This is a genomic window from Brachybacterium sp. p3-SID957 (assembly GCF_025144775.1).
In the GTDB taxonomy this organism is placed as follows: domain Bacteria; phylum Actinomycetota; class Actinomycetes; order Actinomycetales; family Dermabacteraceae; genus Brachybacterium; species Brachybacterium epidermidis.
In genome coordinates this window covers 1-1,764 of record NZ_JALXKT010000113.1, presented here as the reverse complement: position 1 = coordinate 1,764, position 1,764 = coordinate 1, and the positions used below count along the sequence as shown (strand labels likewise).

General features: G+C 64.1%; 2 protein-coding genes. Both read left to right on the top strand.

Features of this window, described 5'->3' with window-relative positions; translation table 11 throughout:
• Nucleotides 1–118 precede the first annotated feature (118 nt).
• Nucleotides 119–754, top strand: a complete 636-nt coding sequence (locus M3B01_RS14500) for a recombinase family protein (RefSeq protein WP_259793247.1) — start codon at nt 119–121, stop codon at nt 752–754.
• Nucleotides 755–868: 114 nt separating this feature from the next.
• Nucleotides 869–1,681 carry a hypothetical protein gene (locus M3B01_RS14495; RefSeq protein WP_259793245.1) on the top strand — a complete coding sequence of 271 codons (813 nt, stop codon included), beginning with the start codon at nt 869–871 and terminating at the stop codon, nt 1,679–1,681.
• The last annotated feature ends 83 nt before the right edge of the window (nt 1,682–1,764 follow it).

Sequence of the window (1,764 nt, the reverse complement as noted above, 5' to 3'; positions counted from 1 at the left end):
GAAACGATGAAAGCCCGAGGCTAGCGCCATCCAGGCATCACAGAACATCGCCATAGAGCGATCAAACCTACAAGTGCATTCCCGCGTTTTGACGCATGTCCCGGCTAGGGTCCAAGGCATGAATGGAACACATCGGGCCCCGGGGCAGCGCGTCGCGTACCTCCGGGTGTCATCGGCTGGCCAGAGTCTCGCGCGGCAGCTCGAGGCGGTGGGGGAGTGCGACCAGGTCTTCACCGAGAGGCAGTCCGGTAGGAGCGCGGCGGACCGTCCGCAGCTGCAGGCCCTCATCCGGCACGTCCGCCGGGGCGACCACGTCGTTGTCGCGTCCATGGACCGTCTCGCCCGCTCGGTCATCGATCTCAACGACATCGTCCAGCAGATCACCGGCGATCCCGCCGAGCACACCGAGCAGCGCCCCAGGAAGGGCGCGAGCGTCGAGTTCCTCAAGGAGAGACTCACCTTCGAGCCCGGGCATGCGGATGCGATGGCCGCGTTCCAGCTGAACATGATGGGCGCCTTCGCGCAGTTCGAGCGCGAGCTCATCCGCCAGCGCCAGGCCGAGGGCATCGCCGCCGCGAAGAAGCGCGGCGCCTACAAGGGCCGGCCCCGTAGTCTCGAGAGCGACCAGATCCGCTCCGTCCGCGACGCCGCCCTCGCAGGCACACCCAAAGCCCAGATCGCGCGTGAACACAACATCAGCCGATCCACGCTGTACCGCTACCTCAAGACGCCGCAGCTACCGCTTGAATCCTGAACGCTGGTGGCTACTCGTTGCTGGGGAGCGTCGTGCCCCCTGATGGGCGTACTTTCGGCCAGCACCGTGATATGACAGGTCGACCAGGTCATGCGTAGTCGCATAGGAGTCGAAATGGATTCGGTCACGAAGAGGCTGCTCGAGGCTGGCCAGCATGCGACCGCTGCGCTGCATGGACTCGGTGACTCTGTTGCTGGCTCCGAGATCGACCTGCTGTGTACCCCATCGGACGGGGGTTATGTATCACTGTGGTCGGGCCTGCAGATATGCGCCGAGGCGGTCGGCGAAGCGACGGTCTCGCTTAGGGGGCTGCGACAAGTCGAGGCCGAGCTCCCGGCGTCAATCATGACGATGACGCGCCTTGCTCTCGTCAACGCCAACAGGGTCGCTTACGTTCTCACACCCCCTGATCCCTCTGAACGGGATCAGCGGGCGCTGAAGGTCCTTGCCGCAGACGTGGAGAGCTTCGAGAAGGCTGCCAAGGCAGCAGCCGGATTCACGGACCTGGACACGCTGCGCGATGCAGCCGCGGGGATGCGGACTGCCGTCGCAGAGGATCGTCGCAACCTTGGGCTGCAGCAAAAAGTCTCGGACACGATGATCTCGAAGGACGGACCGATGGACGTCGGGATGATAATCGCGGCGACTTTTTCCCAGCAGGATCTACCCGCATCTGAGCTCGCGGCCAGAGACCGGTTGCCTCAGAATACCGCCGAAGCCGTGCAGTGGATCTGGAACGTAGCCAGTGGGTTCGCCCACGGGTATTCCTGGCCACGGGTCGCAGACACTTTGGTTGATCTTTGGCACAACGTCAGCACGGCGATGTTTTACGCCGGCGCGGTGATGAGCCTGCTCCACCTGGCACATCAAACCTCACGCCAGGAGTGGTCGCAGCTCATGGCTGATCATGCCCAAGCCGGGGACTGACCTAGGTGTATGAGGGCTGGACGTTGGTGACGCGTTCTCGCAACCGGGACGCCGGTGTCTGCCCGCCTGCTCCCGAGTGCCGG